Source organism: Clavibacter sp. VKM Ac-2872 (genome assembly GCF_015351105.1).
In the GTDB taxonomy this organism is placed as follows: Bacteria; Actinomycetota; Actinomycetes; order Actinomycetales; family Microbacteriaceae; genus Clavibacter.
Window position 1 is genome coordinate 1,437,244 of sequence record NZ_JADKRR010000001.1, and the last position, 14,644, is coordinate 1,451,887.

Consider the following 14,644-nt stretch of genomic DNA (forward strand, 5'->3'; position numbering starts at 1 on the left):
GGCGGCGTCGGCGGACCGCATCCGGCGCGGGCGCGTTCCGTCGCCCGCCTGGGGCTGTCCGCGCGCGACCTCGGCGAGCTGGTGACGGGGCTCCGTCCCGACCCCGGACCGCACGGCGTGGACGCCCGTGATGTGGATGCGGAGGAGGTGGCGGCGAGGTGCACGTGGTCCGGTATCGCCGAGCCGGGTGATCGCGTCGCCGGCGCGGTCGTCGGCGTCCTCGGCGCCTGCGCGGCCCTGGCCTCGGTCGTCGACGGCTGCTCCGCCGACGCCATCGTCGGGGCGATGCTCGAGGCCGGGCTCGAGCTGGAGTCGGACGGGCGGGCTGCGCTCGCGGGCGAGGTCGACGGCGCGCTGGAGCGATGGCGGCCTCGCGTGGTGCGGACCGATGCGCTCGCGCGGCTCCACGCCGGGCGCGCGGTGGGCGCGTTCGTCCTCGTGCCGGGGGATGCCCACTGGCCCGGGGGCGCGGACGACCTGGGGTCGCACGCGCCTCTCGTGCTCTGGTGCACGGGAACGCCGGACGCGATGGCCGCGCTCCCGAGGTCCGTGGCGATCGTGGGAGCGCGCGCGGCCACGGGGTACGGCGAGCACGTCACCGCCGAGCTCGCCGCCGGTCTCGTGGATCGAGGCGTGGCGATCGTCTCGGGCGGAGCGTACGGCATCGACGGCGCCGCGCACCGGGCGGCCGTCGGATCGGCGGGGCGCACGGTGGCGTTCCTCGCGGGCGGGGTCGACCGTCTCTACCCGTCGGGCCACGCGGAGCTGTTCGGGCGGATGCGACGGGACGGGGCCGTGGTGTCCGAGCTGCCGTGCGGCGCGTCGCCGACGCGCTGGAGGTTCCTCCTGCGCAATCGCCTCATCGCGGCGGTGAGCGCGGCCACCGTCGTCGTCGAGGCAGGGGCGCGCAGCGGGTCCTTGAACACGGCCAACCACGCGGTCGCGCTGGAGAGGCCCCTCGGGGCCGTGCCCGGCCCGGTGACGAGCGTGTCCTCCTCGGGGTGCCACCGCCTCCTCCGAGAGTCACCGGCGGTCTGCATCACGTCCGCCGACGACGTCATGCAACTGCTCCCGGATGGGAGCGGCGCGGGCGCGGCGGACGCCGCGCATGGGCCGTCGCTCGTCCCGCCGAGCGCGGCGGAGCGCATCCGGGTGGGAGACGACTCCACGGATGCTCGAGCGGATCCGCGCGTCGTGCGCGTGCTCGACGCGCTGGCGGTCCGGCGCGCACGTGAGACCGCGGACGTCGCGGCACGCGCGGGTCTGGGCGTGGCGGAGACCTCATCCGTGCTGGGCAGGCTCGAGCTCGAGGGCGCGGTGGCCCGTCCGGATGGCGGCTGGGTGCGGCGACCCGGACCGCGCTGACGGCAGCGGCACCGCGGACGCGCCGGGTCGTGTCCGCGGCGTGCGCACGCCCCGTCGCGCGTGGATCCACGTAGCCTTCGGGGATGGACACGGTGCGGGTCGGCGGCGGACACGCAGATGGCGACGCGGATCGCACGAAGCCGTCGCCCGGTGCGGCCGGCTCCACGCCGCTCGTGGACGACATCGCCGCCTTCGCGACCTCCCTGGACCGGGAGCGGGGGAGCTCCGCGCACACCGTGCGGGCGTACTCCGCCGATCTGCGGGACCTCGCCGCGCACGCCGCGCGCCAGGGCATCACGACGTCCGCCGACCTCGACCTGGAGGTGCTGCGCGACTGGTTGTGGCGGGGGTCCCAGGCGCGCCTGGCCCCCGCCACGCTGGCGCGACGGTCGGCCGCCGCCCGGGGCTTCGGCGCGTGGCTCCTCCGCACGGGCCGCGTCGACGCCGATCCGGCCGTGCGGCTCAAGGCGCCCCGGGCGGGAGCGCATCTCCCGCGGGTGCTGGCGCGGGAGCAGATGTCCGCCATCCTCACCGGCCTCGCCGCGCGCGCGGCGGAAGACGACCCGGGTGCGCTCCGCGATCTGGCCGCCATCGAGCTGCTCTACGCATCCGCCCTCCGGGTGTCCGAGCTCACGGGCCTCGACCTCGGCGACGTCGACGCCTCCCGCCTCACCGTCCGGGTCATCGGCAAGGGCGATCGCGAGCGCGTCGTGCCGTTCGGCGTCCCCGCCGCCGAGGCGCTCGACGCCTACGTCACGCGCGGCCGGCCGTCGCTCGTCACCCCGCGGACCGGGAGGGCGCTGTTCCTCGGAGCGCGCGGCGGACGTCTGGGGTCACGCGCCGTCTACGGTCTCGTCGCCGGTGTCCTGGCGGACATCCCGGGGTCGGGGCCGCAGGGACCGCACGCCCTCCGCCACACGGCGGCGACGCACCTGCTCGACGGGGGAGCTGACCTCCGCACCGTCCAGGAGATGCTCGGCCACGCCAGCCTCGGGACCACGCAGATCTACACGCACGTGTCCATCGAGCGGCTGCGGCGCAGCTACGAGGGCGCCCACCCTCGGGCCTGACGCGCACGGGCGGCGTGGCGGCACGCCGAGAGCCTGCTGCCGCCGGGGCGCCCTGCCGCGACGGGCGTCAGGGATCCAGCGGCAGCAGCACCGCGTGCCGCAGGGCGGCGAGCAGCAGGGCGGGATCCACGTAATCGCCGTGCAGGCGCGCTCCGAGGTGCAGCCCGCCGTCCGGCTCGTGGCGGGGCTCCGCCGCGAGGGTGCCGACGACCTGCCCGGCGACGACGACGTCGCCCGCCGCGACCGCCGGGACCACGGGCTCGAGGGACGACACGAGCCCGTCGGCGTGCCGGATGCTCACGGCCGGGCGGTCCACGACGAACCCGGCGAAGGAGACGGTGCCATCCGCGGGAGCGCGGACCGCGGCACCGGGCGGTGCCGCGATGTCGATGCCCCGATGACCGGGTCCGTACGCCGTCGTCGGCGCCTGGAACGGGCGCGTGATCGCGTGCGGCGGATCGACCGGCCACGCCCACCGGGCCGCAGGCGTGGCCGTCGCCGCCGCGGGCGGGCCGTCCGCCGTCGCGGGATCCGTGGAGCCCGGCATCGTCAGCCCGATGAGGAGCCCCACCAGGAGCGCAGCCGCTCTCGCCCTCCTCCGTGCGTCCCCGCCGCGCATGCGCCCTCCCTCCCCGGCGGACGCGTGCCGACCGCCGGTCGGGCGCATGATGCCCCCTGCGGCGTCGGATCCTCGCCCGGCGCCAGCCGCGGCGGAGAAGTGGCAGAGTGGTCCGTTGTGAATGAGACGACGACCCCCCGGGATGACAAGAAGCTCCAGCGACGCGCGATAGGCCTGGCCGTCTCGGCCGCGGTGGGCGGCTTCCTGTTCGGGTTCGACTCCTCGGTCATCAACGGCGCGGTCTCCGCGATCCAGGGTCGCTTCGAGCTCAGCGAGACGCTCATCGGCTTCGCCGTGGCCAGCGCGCTCCTCGGCTGCGCGCTCGGCGCCTACCTCGCGGGCCGGATCGCCGACCGCTTCGGACGCCGCTGGACCATGATCGCCGGCGCGTTCTTCTTCTTCATCAGCGCCTTCGGCTCCGGCTTCGCGTTCAGCGTCTGGGACCTCACCATCTGGCGCGTCATCGGCGGCCTCGGCATCGGCATCGCCTCCGTGGTCGCTCCCGCGTACATCGCGGAGATCTCGCCGAAGCTCCTCCGCGGACGCCTCGCGTCGCTGCAGCAGCTCGCGATCACGCTCGGCATCTTCACGGCCCTCCTCTCTGACGCCGTGTTCGCCGCCGCCGCGGACGGTGCGTCTGAGGACTTCTGGTTCGGCCTCGAGGCCTGGCGCTGGATGCTCCTGGTCTGCGCCATCCCCGCGATCGTCTACGGCTTCCTCGCGTACCGCCTGCCGGAGTCGCCCCGCTTCCTGGTCGAGAAGGGCCGCAAGGACGAGGCGCAGGAGATCCTCGCGAGCGTCTGGAAGCAGGAGGACATCGACCGCGCGAGCCGTGACCTCGAGCGCCAGATCGAGGAGGACCGCGTCGCCAAGCGCACCGGGACGCTGCGCGGGAACAAGCTGGGCCTCCAGGGCATCGTCTGGATCGGCATCATCCTGTCCGTGTTCCAGCAGTTCGTCGGCATCAACGTGATCTTCTACTACTCGACCACGCTCTGGCAGGCCGTCGGCTTCGACGAGAACCAGTCGCTGCTGACGTCGGTGATCACCGCGGTCACGAACGTCGCGGTGACCTTCATCGCCATCGCGCTCGTCGACCGCATCGGCCGACGCCCGATCCTCCTGACGGGCTCGCTCGCGATGGCGGTGTCCCTCGCCGTGATGGCGATCTGCTTCAGCCAGTCGTCCACGACCGACGGCGGTGACGTCTCCCTGCCGCAGCCCTTCGGCGTCATCGCGATCATCGCCGCCAACGTCTTCGTCATCGGCTTCGGCGCCTCGTGGGGTCCGCTCGTCTGGGTGCTGCTCGGCGAGATCTTCCCGAACCGGATCCGCGCCAAGGCCCTCGGCGTCGCCGCGATGGCCCAGTGGATCGCGAACTTCGTCATCACCGTGTCGTTCCCGGCTCTGTCCGCCTTCTCGCTGCCGTTCACCTACGGCATGTACGCCGCGTTCGCCGCGCTGTCCTTCGTCTTCGTGCTCACGAAGATCCCGGAGACGAACGGCATGTCGCTGGAGGAGGCGGAGACCCTCTTCGTCGACAAGCCCAAGAAGCGCACGAAGGCCGCGCGCGCCTGATCCGCCGCTCCGCCGGTCGTCCGGCGGGTGATAGCATCGACCAGCACCCGATCCAGGTCGGGTGACTACGCGTGCCCATCAGGCCGCCGCATCCACTCGGTCCCCTCGTGGCGATGATCCCTGTCGCCGAAGGGGCGGATGCGCGCCGGGCACCAGGATCAGCGGTCGTCCCGACCGCCGAGCGAACCGACGAGGCGCGCCGCGACAGCGCGCGCCGGAACAGGAGTACGGCCATGGCCGTCGTCACCATCCGCCAGCTGCTCGACTGCGGCGTCCACTTCGGTCACCCGAAGACGCGCTGGAACCCGAAGATGAAGCGCTTCATCTTCACCGAGCGCTCCGGCATCTACATCATCGACCTGCAGCAGTCGCTGGCCCTCATCGACAAGGCGTACGACTTCGTCAAGGAGACGGTCGCCCACGGCGGCACCATCCTCTTCGTCGGCACGAAGAAGCAGGCGCAGGAGTCCATCGCCGAGCAGGCGCAGCGCGTCGGCCAGCCCTACGTGAACCAGCGCTGGCTGGGCGGTCTGCTGACCAACTTCCAGACCGTGCACAAGCGCCTCAACCGCCTCAAGGAGCTCGACCTCGTCGACTTCGACGACACGACGCGCGGCTTCACGAAGAAGGAGCTCCTCATCCAGCGTCGCGAGCGCGACAAGCTGGAGAAGAGCCTCGGCGGCATCCGGAACCTCACCAAGACGCCGTCGGCGATGTGGGTCGTGGACACCAAGAAGGAGCACCTCGCGATCGACGAGGCGCGCAAGCTCGGCATCCCCGTCATCGGCATCCTCGACACCAACTGCGACCCGGACGAGGTCCAGTACCCGATCCCGGGCAACGACGACGCGATCCGCTCCGTCGCGCTGCTGACGCGCATCATCGCCGACGCCGCCGCCGAGGGCCTCATCCAGCGTCACCAGAAGCCCGACGCCGAGGGCTCCGCCCCGGCCGAGCCGCTGGCCGACTGGGAGCGTGAGCTGCTCGAGCAGGGTGACGCCGCCAAGGCCGAGCTGCCCGTCGAGGAGAACGACGTCGACGCCGAGGTCTCCGCCAAGAACGAGGCGAAGTCCGAGGACGAGGTCCCCGCCCCCGTGCACGCCCCCGAGTCCGACGACGCCACGGAGGCGAAGATCGAGGCCGAGGCGACCGACGCCGAGAAGGCTCCGGTCCCCGAGTAGTCCGCCACACGCACCATCCCGACGGGCGGGCGCGGGTTCCGCGCCCGCCCGTCGGGCTCTCACCACCGGGACACCCCCGGATCATCACCTACAGAAGGAGTCCATGAGCATGGCGAACTTCACTGCCGCTGACGTCAAGGAGCTGCGCGACCGCCTCGGCGCCGGCATGATGGACAGCAAGAACGCGCTGGTCGAGGCCGACGGCGACATCGAGAAGGCCATCGAGATCCTGCGCCTCAAGGGCCAGAAGGGCAACGCCAAGCGCGGCGACCGCTCCACCGCCGAGGGCCTCGTCGCCGCGTCCGAGAAGGACGGCGCCGCCACCCTCATCGAGCTCGCGTGCGAGACCGACTTCGTCGCGAAGAACGACAAGTTCATCGCGCTGTCGGAGTCCGTCCTGGCCGCCGTCGTCGCGGCCGGCGCGTCCACCGTCGAGGAGGCCCTCCAGGCCCCCGCCGGCGAGCAGACCGTCGACCAGCTGATCAGCGACCAGGCCGCGATCCTCGGCGAGAAGATCGCGCTCCGCCGCGTCGCCCGCCTCACCGGCGAGCACCAGGAGATCTACCTCCACCGCACGTCGAAGGACCTCCCGCCCCAGGTCGGCGTCGTCGTCGACTACAGCGGCACGGACGCGGAGACCGCGCGCAGCATCGCCCAGCACATCGCGTTCGCCAACCCGGAGTACCTCGCCCGCGAGGACGTCCCGGCGGACAAGGTCGAGGCCGAGCGCGCGATCGTCACCGAGATCTCGCGCAACGAGGGCAAGCCCGAGGCCGCCCTGCCGAAGATCATCGAGGGTCGTCTCACGGGCTACTTCAAGCAGGTCGCGCTCCTCGAGCAGGACTACGCGAAGGACAACAAGCAGTCCGTGAAGAAGGTCGTCGAGGCCGCTGGCCTCACGGTCACGGGCTTCGCCCGCTTCAAGGTCGGCGCCTAGCACCACGACGGGGAGCCCGGGTCGCCTGCGACCCGGGCTCCCTTCTCCATGTCCGGGCCGGGCGGCCGCGATGCGCCGCCGCCCCCGCCGGGCGTCACAGTAGATTGGACCGGGGCCGGATCCGGCGACCGGAACGCGAGGACGGGAAGAGCCACATGACCGATCAGACCACCACCCGCCGCGTCCTCCTCAAGCTCTCCGGGGAGTCGTTCGGCGGCGGCCAGATGGGCGTGGACCCGGACGTCGTCAGCGCGCTCGCGCGCGAGATCGCGGAGGCCGCGAAGACCGTCGAGGTCGCCATCGTCGTCGGCGGCGGCAACTTCTTCCGCGGCGCGCAGCTGTCGCAGCGCGGCATGGACCGCGGCCGCGCCGACTACATGGGCATGCTCGGCACGGTGATGAACGCCCTGGCCCTGCAGGACTTCCTCGAGCAGGCCGGCGCCGCCACGCGCGTCCAGTCGGCCATCTCCATGACCCAGGTCGCCGAGCCGTACATCCCGCGCCGCGCCGTGCGCCACCTCGAGAAGGGGCGCATCGTGATCTTCGGCGCCGGTGCCGGCCTGCCCTACTTCTCGACCGACACGGTGGCGGCCCAGCGCGCCCTCGAGATCTCGGCCACCGAGGTCCTCGTCGCGAAGAACGGCGTCGACGGCGTCTACACGGGCGACCCCCGCACCGACTCCTCCGCCACGCTCCTCGACACCGTCACGTACCAGGACGCCCTGCAGCGCGGCCTCAAGGTCGTCGACTCGACCGCCTTCAGCCTCTGCATGGACAACGACATGAGGATGGTCGTCTTCGGCATGGAGCCGGGCGGCAACGTCACCCGCGCGATCCGGGGCGAGCGCATCGGCACCATCGTCTCCAACTGACGGGAGTCGCTCCGTCACCGGACCCGAGGGCCGCGTCGCGGCCGGAGCGCCTCCCCATCCGCGTTAAGATCGACCGGGCGCTCACCGCGCCCGCGCTACCGAAGGAGAACCCGTGACCGTCGCCGAAGTCCTCGCAGATGCCCGAGACCGGATGGGCAAGGCCGTCGAGGCCGTGAAGGAGGACTTCGGGAGCGTGCGCACGGGCCGCGCGAACCCCGCCCTCTTCCAGAAGGTCATGGTCGAGTACTACGGCAGCCCCACGCCGCTCGGCCAGCTCGCGAGCATGAACAACCCCGAGGCGCGCACGCTCATCGTCACGCCCTACGACAAGACGGCCCTCAAGGAGATCGAGAAGGCCCTCGTCAACGTCCCGAACCTCAGCGCCACGGTCGGCAACGACGGCGAGATGGTGCGCCTCACGCTCCCCGAGCTCACGGAGGACCGCCGCAAGGAGTTCGTCAAGATCGTCCGCGGCAAGGCGGAGGAGGGGCGCGTCAGCGTCCGCAACATCCGCCGCCGCTCCAAGGACGAGCTGGACGCGCTGAAGGGCGAGGTCGGCGACGACGAGGTCGCGCGCGGCGAGAAGGAGCTCGAGGCGCTCACCAAGACGCACACCGACCAGGTCGACGACGCGCTGAAGCGCAAAGAGACCGAACTCCTCGAGGTCTAGGTGGCCAGCCCCGAGGATCCCGTCGAGCGGGCGCCCGTCGTCCCGCCCGCCGCGGGCCCCGACGGCGCTCCGCGGATCCGCCGCCACCGCGGACGCGTGACGCGCGCGGAGTTCGAGGCGCAGGTGCAGGCGACGCGCGCCGACCTCACGGCGCAGGTCCGCGCGACGCGGGCGTCGCTCGAGGCGACGAACGACCGCATCAACGCCCGGACGGGTCGCAACCTGCTCTTCGCCGTCACGGTCGGCCTCCTCCTCGGCGGGGTCGTCCTCGTCAGCCTCGTGGTGGTCAAGCAGCTGTTCTTGATCATCGCCGTCGGCCTGCTCGGGTTCACCGCCTACGAGCTCGCCACCGCGCTGCGCCAGGCCGGTCGCCGCGTGCCACGTGTGGGCTCGGTGATCGCGGTCGTCGCGCTCATGCCCATCACGTACTTCGGCCGTCCCGACGGGCAGTGGCTGGGGCTGCTCGGAGCCATGGTGTTCGTCGCGCTCTGGCGCCTCGTCGAGCAGGCGCTGCCCGCCAGGCGCACGCCCGCCCGTGCGGTCGTCGGCGACATCGGCTCGAGCGTCTTCCTGCTCGCCTACGTCGGGCTCCTCGGCTCGTTCGCCGTGCTCCTCACCGCGGGCGACGGCGGGGAGTGGTGGACCCTCGCGTTCCTCATCCTCGTGGTCTGCTGCGACACCGGCGCCTACGTCGCGGGGCTCAACTTCGGCAAGCACCCCATGGCGCCCACGATCAGCCCGAAGAAGACGTGGGAGGGCTTCGCCGGGGCGGTCCTCGCGGCGGTCGTCGCCGGGATCCTGCTCTCGCTGTTCATGATCCAGCAGGCCTGGTGGTTCGGCATCGTGCTCGGCCTGGTGATCGTGGTGACCGCGACCCTGGGCGACCTCGCCGAGTCGCTCATCAAGCGCGACCTCGGCGTCAAGGACATCAGCTCCTGGCTGCCGGGCCACGGCGGCTTCCTCGACCGCCTCGACTCGGTGCTGCCGTCCGCGGCGGTGGCCTATGCGCTGTTCCTCATCGTCACGGGCGCTTCCTCGTAGGATGTCCCGGATGACCACCACCTTCCCGAGCGCCGGGCGCCGTGAGCGCGGCTACGACCCGGACCAGGTCGACGCCTTCCTGCGCGACGCGCGCCGCTGCTACGACGACGAGGCCGACCGTTCGCTGACCTCCGAGACCATCCGCCGGGTGTCCTTCGACATGCGACGCGGGGGCTACTCGGCGGCAGCCGTCGACCGGGTGCTCGAGCGCCTCGAGGACGCGTTCGCGGTCCGGGAGCGCGACCGCACGGTCGCCCGCGTCGGCGCCGACGCCTGGAACGCCGAGGCCAGGCGCGCGGCCCAGGAGATCCTGGACCGGGTCAGCCGGCCGGCGGGGGAGCGCTTCGACCGCGCCGGTCTCCTCACCACTGGGTACGACCGCCGCGAGGTCGATCGCTTCGCGGACCGCGTCGCCAAGTACTTCCGCGGCACCAAGCCCATGAGCGTCGAGGATGTGCGGACGGTGGCCTTCCACCCGCGTCGCGGCGGCTATCGCGAGGCGCAGGTCGACCTGCTGCTGGACGCCGTCATCGACGTCATGAACGCCGTCCGCTGACCGCATCCCCGCTCCTCCCCAGCGGTTCCGCCTGGCAGGACGCCGCCGATCCGGTCCGGGAGTCGCCATTCCGGTAACGAATGGGTAAAGTCGTGCGGAGCCATGGGTAGACACACGAACGACCTCGCTCCTCGCCAGCCGCTCACCACCGCGCCGAGGGCCGTCCCGCGACGGCGATCGGCGTTCTCGCGCGTGGCCGCCCCCACGATCGCGTTCGGCGCGGCTGCCGCGTTCATGCTCGTCAACGTCGTGGATCCCACGTCCGGCGCGGTCGCGAACCCGCAGTACCAGGAGTACCGGGCCACGGTCGCCCAGCTGGCCCGCGCCGACGCGCAGTCCCTCACGGTCACCACCGCCGACACGGCCGTCGAGATCGAGCCCGGCTTCGAGTCCGTCGCGGCCCCGCCGCCCCCGCCCCCCGTCGTGACCGCGTCGCCGTCGACCGGGTCGGGCTCCGGCGGGAAGTCGTCCGGATCAGGTGGTGGCGGCGCCATCGCCATCCCGGATCCCGGGAGCGCCAAGGGCATCGCCCGCAGCATCCTGGCCTCGCAGGGCATGGGCGACGACGAGTACGCGTGCCTCGACTACCTCTGGACCAAGGAGTCCGGCTGGCGGGTGAACGCCTACAACCCCAGCGGCGCGTACGGCATCCCGCAGGCCCTGCCCGGCAGCAAGATGGCGTCCGCGGGCCCCGACTGGCAGACCAACCCGGCCACGCAGATCACCTGGGGCCTCGGCTACATCGACTCGCGCTACGGCTCGCCGTGCGGCGCCAAGGCGCACAGCGTCCTCAAGAACTGGTACTGAGCACGGCGCCGGCCTCGGCCGCACCATGATGCGGCGGTGGATGCCCGTGCCGTCGGACTAGCCTCGGACCATGGACTACGCGGCTCTCGGCGTCGCCGGGATCGCGACCCTCGTGGCCGTCACCCTGCTGGCACGGCGGATCCGGGTGGCCACGCCGCTCGTGCTGGTCCTGGTCGGCGTGGGCATCTCGTACCTGCCGGGTGTGCCACCCGTCGAGGTGCCGCCGGAGCTGATCCTCGCCGGTGTCCTCCCGCCTCTCCTGTACGGGGCGGCCGTGACCGTTCCGCTCGTGGACCTCCGGCGCAACCTGCGCACGATCGTCAGCCTCTCAGTGGTCCTGGTGCTCGTCTCCGCCTTCGGGATCGGCCTGCTCCTGTACGCCCTCTTCCCGCACCTGTCCTTCGCCGGTGCGCTGGCCCTCGGCGCCGTCGTCAGCCCGCCCGACGCCGTCGCCGCCACCAGCATCGCCCGCCGGCTCGGCCTGCCGCCGCGCCTCGTGACCGTCCTCGAGGGGGAGGGCCTCGTCAACGACGCGACGGCGCTCGTGCTCCTGCGCACCTCCATCGCCGCCGTGGGTGCCTCCGTGGACCTCTGGCAGGCCGCGGGGGGCTTCGTGCTCTCCGCGGTGGGCGCCCTCGCGATCGGCGTCGTCGTCGGCATCATCACCACCGAGGTGCGCCGGCGGCTCGACGACCCGGTGCTCGACACGGCGATCTCCTTCGCGGTGCCGTTCGTGGCCTTCATCCCCGCGGAGGAGGTCGGTGCGTCCGGTGTGCTCGCGGTGGTGGCCGCGGGCATCTGGTCGGGCCATCGGAGCGCGTCGACCCTGTCGGCGCCGTCGCGCATCAACGAGCGGCTGAACTGGCGGACCGTCCTCTTCCTGCTCGAGAACGGCGTCTTCCTCGTGATGGGGCTGGAGCTCCGGGACATCATCGACGAGGTGCACGAGGCCGACCTCGGCGTGGGGACGGCGGTCGCCTACGGGGTCCTGACGCTCGTCGTGCTGACCCTCATCCGCTTCGGCTTCCTGGTGCCGCTGCTGCTCGGGCTCCGGCGTCACGAGGAGCACGTCGCGGCGCGGACGCGTCGGGTGCGCCGCGGACTCGAACGTCTCCGCCGGGAGCGCGGGGACGACCGTCCGTCGCGTCGCGAGCGGGCGGCCGCGCGGATCCTCCGTCGACGCCGTGCCGACCTGCAGGCCCTCCGCTCCCAGGGTCTCGGCTGGCGCGGCGGGCTCGTGCTCGGGTGGGCAGGCATGCGGGGCGTCGTGACGCTCGCGGCGGCGCAGTCGCTGCCGTCCGACACGCCGTACCGCGCGCAGCTCGTGCTCATCGCCTTCACGGTCGCGATCGTCTCGCTGCTCGTCAACGGCGGCACGCTCCCGGTCGTCATCCGGCTGAGCGGGATCCGCGGCAGCGACGCCGTCGAGGACCAGCGGCAGCTCGCGACGCTCGTCTCCGAGCTGGCCGACGCGGGGATCCGCGCGGTCGACGACGGCGTGCGGCAGCTGCCGGAGGGGACGACGGTGGACGACGAGGTCGTCGAGCGGGTGCGCCGTGACACGGCGCTGAAGGCCGAGTGGGTGACGGAGCGCGCGGATGCCATGGCGGCGGACGACGACGCGCCCCTCAGCCCCCGCGCCGTGTACCTGATGCTCCGGCGGCACGTCCTCGACGCCGAGCGCGCAGCCCTGCTCAAGGCGCGCGGGACGGGGGAGCACCCGTCCCGCGTGCTCGCCCGGGCGCAGCGCATGCTCGACCAGGAGGAGGCGCGCCTGGGCCGCCAGGCGGACGCCGGCTGACCGGACCCGCGCTGGGCGCCGCCTAGGATCGGAGCATGCCGCGCAGCAATCGACCCCGGGGGAGACGCGCGCGCGAGGACGACGACGAGGACGTGCTCACGCGCCTCCTCAGCGGCTCGCAGCACACGGAGACCCGCCGGGGCCGCGTCTGGAACGTGCAGCCCGTTTCGGCGGCGCGCGCCCTCAAGGTGTACCGCTGCCCCGGCTGCACCCTCGACATCGAGCCCGGCCACGCGCACGTCGTGGCCTGGCGCGCCGACGGCATGATGGGCGAGCAGAGCGACCTCGCCGCCCGCCGCCACTGGCACACCCACTGCTGGAAGGTCTCATGACGGACATCGCACCCCGCCCCATCACGAGCTCCACCGAGCTGCCCGCGCACCGCGAGGACGTCGAGCTCACGACCGCCGACGGCCTGCGCCTCGTGGGGGAGCTCGCGCTGCCCGCGGATCGGGATCCGGTCGCGACGCTCGTGACGCTGCACCCGCTTCCGACGGCAGGCGGGTTCATGGACTCGCACGTGCTGCGGAAGGCGGCCCTCCGTCTGCCTGCCATGGCCGGGATCGCGGTCCTCCGCTTCAACACGCGCGGGACGACGTCCGCCCGGGGGACGAGCGAGGGCGCCTTCGACGGCGGGGACGCGGAGCGGCTCGACCTCGCCGCCGCCATGGACCTCGTGGCCGCGCGCGGCCTGCCCGCGCCGTGGATCGTCGGCTGGTCCTTCGGCACGGAGATCGCGCTGAAGCACGGCCGGGCCCACCCTGTCGAGGGCGCCATCCTCCTCTCGCCGCCGCTGCATCGCGCGACGGCCGACGAGGTAGCCGCGTGGCACGGCGATCCGCGCCGCCTGGTGATCCTCGTGCCCGAGCACGACGACTTCCTGCGGCCGACCGAGGCGCGCGAGCGCTTCGCGTCCGTCCCAGAAGCGGAGCTCATCGCCGTTGACGGCGCCAAGCACCTGTGGGTGGGGGAGGCGCAGGTCTCCCGCGTCCTCACCGAGATCGTGCGGACCGTCGCGCCCGCCGCGCTGCCGCTGCCGACCGAGTGGCCGACCGCGCGCTGATCCCCCGTGAGGCGGTCAGCGCTCGTTCTGCAGCGGGACCGCGACCTGGCGGATGATCAGCAGCACCGCCGCGGCCACGGGGACCGCGATGAGGGCGCCGAGCACGCCGAGCAGGGTGCCGCCCGTGAGCGCCGCGATGACGACCACGACGCCGGGCACCTTGACCGCCCGATTCATGATGTTCGGGCTCAGCACGTACGCCTCGATCTGCATGTAGACGAGGTAGTAGATCGCCACGGCGATCCACGTGTTCATCGACTCCGGCAGCAGGACGATCTGGGCGAGCACGATGAGCGCCGAGCCGGTGACCGTGCCCACGAGCGGCAGCAGCGAGAACAGGAACGCGATGAACGCCAGCACCGCGGGCAGCGCCGCCCCCACGATGCTGAGGTAGATGAAGCTCAGCACGCCGTTGCAGAGCGCGAGGCCCACCTGGCCCATGACGTAGCGGCCGACCGACTGCGTGATCTGCTCGGAGATGTCGGCGAAGCGCGCGCGGCGCGTGGCCGGCACGAGCTTGTAGAGGCCGCTCTTGAACGAGTTGAGCGAGGCCGTGAAGTACATCGTGAGGATCACGACGATCACCAGGCCGAAGAGGAAGTTGCCGATGGTGAAGGCGACGGTGATGACGTTGCCCGTGATGGTCGCGACGTTGGAGGCGTTGGAGAGGTACTGCACGAGCTGGTCCGCGCCGGTCTGCACGTCGAAGACCTCGCGCGGGACGAACGACTGCAGGTTCTCGATGAACTGGTCGCCGCTCACGCTCTGCGCGTACTGGACGATCTGCGTGACGAGGGCGCTCGCCTGGTTCACGACGACGGGGACGACCGTCAGCAGCACGCCCGCGAGGGAGCCGAGCAGCACCAGGAAGATGACGAGGATGGCGACCGGGCGGGGAACGCCCTTGCGCTCGAGGAACGTGACGAGCGGGTCGATGCCGAGGGCCAGGAAGATGGCCGTGCCCACGTAGGTGAGGACGGTGCCGAGCGACACGAGCGCGCCGCCGATGACGAGGGCGGTGAGGACGCCGAGGCCGGCGAGGAGACCGAGGCGGTAGGGATTCTGGATCTTCACGTCGTGAGGG

15 protein-coding genes are annotated in these 14,644 nt (G+C 72.5%); 13 read left to right on the forward strand and 2 right to left on the reverse strand.

Translation table 11 applies throughout. From position 1 onward, the window contains the following. The first annotated feature begins 117 nt into the window (after positions 1-117). Both dprA and ITJ40_RS06865 read left to right on the forward strand, forming a co-directional pair. Positions 118-1,365: a DNA-processing protein DprA gene (gene dprA, locus ITJ40_RS06860; protein WP_370532005.1), complete on the forward strand. Its 1,248-nt coding sequence runs from the start codon at positions 118-120 to the stop codon at positions 1,363-1,365. A gap of 92 nt (positions 1,366-1,457) precedes the next feature. After that, entirely contained in the window at positions 1,458-2,435 is a 978-nt protein-coding gene (locus tag ITJ40_RS06865) for a tyrosine recombinase XerC (RefSeq protein ID WP_370532030.1), read from the forward strand. Positions 2,436-2,502: 67 nt separating this feature from the next. Here ITJ40_RS06865 and ITJ40_RS06870 read toward each other — a convergent pair whose 3' ends face one another. After that, a complete protein-coding gene (locus ITJ40_RS06870; RefSeq protein WP_370532006.1) occupies positions 2,503-3,006 on the reverse strand; it encodes a peptidoglycan DD-metalloendopeptidase family protein in 504 nt (167 codons plus the stop codon). Positions 3,007-3,171: 165 nt separating this feature from the next. Between ITJ40_RS06870 and ITJ40_RS06875 the strand changes: the two genes are divergently transcribed. The 11 genes from ITJ40_RS06875 to ITJ40_RS06925 all read left to right on the forward strand — a co-directional run bounded on the left by ITJ40_RS06875 (position 3,172) and on the right by ITJ40_RS06925 (position 13,560). After that, a complete protein-coding gene (locus ITJ40_RS06875; RefSeq protein ID WP_370532007.1) occupies positions 3,172-4,632 on the forward strand; it encodes a sugar porter family MFS transporter in 1,461 nt (486 codons plus the stop codon). Between the two features lie 233 nt (positions 4,633-4,865). Continuing rightward, on the forward strand, positions 4,866-5,813 hold the full coding sequence (gene rpsB / locus ITJ40_RS06880; RefSeq protein ID WP_194666337.1) for a 30S ribosomal protein S2: 948 nt from the start codon (positions 4,866-4,868) through the stop codon (positions 5,811-5,813). A 109-nt stretch (positions 5,814-5,922) separates the two neighbouring features. After that, positions 5,923-6,750, forward strand: coding sequence for a translation elongation factor Ts (tsf, locus tag ITJ40_RS06885; protein ID WP_116055107.1), 828 nt, complete (start codon positions 5,923-5,925; stop codon positions 6,748-6,750). Positions 6,751-6,905: 155 nt separating this feature from the next. Next, on the forward strand, positions 6,906-7,622 hold the full coding sequence (pyrH, locus tag ITJ40_RS06890; RefSeq protein ID WP_194666338.1) for a UMP kinase: 717 nt from the start codon (positions 6,906-6,908) through the stop codon (positions 7,620-7,622). A gap of 151 nt (positions 7,623-7,773) precedes the next feature. Continuing rightward, positions 7,774-8,292 carry a ribosome recycling factor gene (frr, locus tag ITJ40_RS06895; protein ID WP_045929184.1) on the forward strand — a complete coding sequence of 173 codons (519 nt, stop codon included), beginning with the start codon at positions 7,774-7,776 and terminating at the stop codon, positions 8,290-8,292. Further along, positions 8,293-9,333 carry a phosphatidate cytidylyltransferase gene (locus ITJ40_RS06900; protein WP_194666339.1) on the forward strand — a complete coding sequence of 347 codons (1,041 nt, stop codon included), beginning with the start codon at positions 8,293-8,295 and terminating at the stop codon, positions 9,331-9,333. Between the two features lie 10 nt (positions 9,334-9,343). Next, positions 9,344-9,889, forward strand: a complete 546-nt coding sequence (locus ITJ40_RS06905) for a DivIVA domain-containing protein (RefSeq protein WP_194666340.1) — start codon at positions 9,344-9,346, stop codon at positions 9,887-9,889. A gap of 192 nt (positions 9,890-10,081) precedes the next feature. After that, the gene (locus ITJ40_RS06910; RefSeq protein ID WP_370532008.1) at positions 10,082-10,696 is read left to right on the forward strand and encodes a transglycosylase SLT domain-containing protein; all 615 of its coding nucleotides are present in this window, start codon (positions 10,082-10,084) and stop codon (positions 10,694-10,696) included. 70 nt (positions 10,697-10,766) lie between these two features. Further along, the gene (locus tag ITJ40_RS06915) at positions 10,767-12,497 is read left to right on the forward strand and encodes a sodium:proton antiporter (protein WP_194666342.1); all 1,731 of its coding nucleotides are present in this window, start codon (positions 10,767-10,769) and stop codon (positions 12,495-12,497) included. A 35-nt stretch (positions 12,498-12,532) separates the two neighbouring features. Then, positions 12,533-12,829, forward strand: a complete 297-nt coding sequence (locus ITJ40_RS06920) for a hypothetical protein (RefSeq protein ID WP_194633172.1) — start codon at positions 12,533-12,535, stop codon at positions 12,827-12,829. Continuing rightward, positions 12,826-13,560 carry an alpha/beta hydrolase gene (locus ITJ40_RS06925; RefSeq protein ID WP_194666343.1) on the forward strand — a complete coding sequence of 245 codons (735 nt, stop codon included), beginning with the start codon at positions 12,826-12,828 and terminating at the stop codon, positions 13,558-13,560. Before ITJ40_RS06920 ends, ITJ40_RS06925 begins: the two co-directional genes overlap by 4 nt. Before the next feature lie 15 nt (positions 13,561-13,575). On the opposite strand, the gene ITJ40_RS06930 is transcribed toward ITJ40_RS06925, so the two are convergent. Beyond that, positions 13,576-14,634 carry an AI-2E family transporter gene (locus ITJ40_RS06930; protein WP_194666344.1) on the reverse strand — a complete coding sequence of 353 codons (1,059 nt, stop codon included), beginning with the start codon at positions 14,632-14,634 and terminating at the stop codon, positions 13,576-13,578. Positions 14,635-14,644 lie beyond the last annotated feature (10 nt).

Excerpts from the sequence above, each read along its gene's own strand:
- rpsB (WP_194666337.1), top strand. The coding sequence starts at position 4,866 with ATGGCCGTCGTCACCATCCGCCAGCTGCTCGACTGCGGCGTCCACTTC.
- tsf (WP_116055107.1), top strand. The coding sequence starts at position 5,923 with ATGGCGAACTTCACTGCCGCTGACGTCAAGGAGCTGCGCGACCGCCTC.
- pyrH (WP_194666338.1), top strand. The coding sequence starts at position 6,906 with ATGACCGATCAGACCACCACCCGCCGCGTCCTCCTCAAGCTCTCCGGG.
- frr (WP_045929184.1), top strand. The coding sequence starts at position 7,774 with ATGGGCAAGGCCGTCGAGGCCGTGAAGGAGGACTTCGGGAGCGTGCGC.
- ITJ40_RS06905 (WP_194666340.1), top strand. The coding sequence starts at position 9,344 with ATGACCACCACCTTCCCGAGCGCCGGGCGCCGTGAGCGCGGCTACGAC.
- ITJ40_RS06915 (WP_194666342.1), top strand. The coding sequence starts at position 10,767 with ATGGACTACGCGGCTCTCGGCGTCGCCGGGATCGCGACCCTCGTGGCC.
- ITJ40_RS06920 (WP_194633172.1), top strand. The coding sequence starts at position 12,533 with ATGCCGCGCAGCAATCGACCCCGGGGGAGACGCGCGCGCGAGGACGAC.
- ITJ40_RS06925 (WP_194666343.1), top strand. The coding sequence starts at position 12,826 with ATGACGGACATCGCACCCCGCCCCATCACGAGCTCCACCGAGCTGCCC.